Source organism: Leucobacter sp. M11, assembly GCF_035726885.1.
Taxonomy (GTDB): domain Bacteria; phylum Actinomycetota; class Actinomycetes; order Actinomycetales; family Microbacteriaceae; genus JAPFRB01.
The window spans coordinates 88,467-88,978 of record NZ_JAPFRB010000006.1; the positions used below are offsets into that span (position 1 = coordinate 88,467).

Here is a 512-nt window from a genome sequence, read left to right on the forward strand (position 1 = left end):
ACCCACCACGCGGTGCCGCCCACCCCGGGCCCGCTGGGCGCGGCCGGGATCTTCGGCGTCGGCATCGGCGAGATGATCCTCTGGGGCCTCGTGCTCACGATCCCCTCCCTGATCGCCGTCACCCTGTACGCCAAGGTGATGGGCCCGAAGATCGAGGCCATGATCGAACGCGACACGGGCGAGGTGCTCACCCCGAAGGCCGCCTTTGACGAGTTCAGCGCCCTCGCCGAAGAGCGCATGAAGACGCTGCCCTCGCTGACCGTGGCGATGGCCCCGATCCTGATGCCGATCATCCTGATCTTCGCGAACACCGGCATCTCCGGCATGAACACCGCGATGCCCGAGACGCTACCCGCCTGGCTCGTGTCCACCGCCAGCTTCGTCGGCAACCCGGTCATCGCCGTTGGCCTCGGCCTGCTGCTCGCGATCTACGGGCTGACCCGCGGCCAGAAGCGCGGCGACACCCTCGCCGAGATGGAGAAGGGCGTCGAGAGCGCCGGCATCATCCTGCT

General features: G+C 68.6%; 1 protein-coding gene. It reads left to right on the forward strand.

Annotation, left to right across the window (positions count from 1 at the left end):
* Positions 1-512, forward strand: a 512-nt coding sequence (locus OOT08_RS17480) for a GntT/GntP/DsdX family permease (protein WP_442916281.1), incomplete at both ends; no start/stop codon positions are given.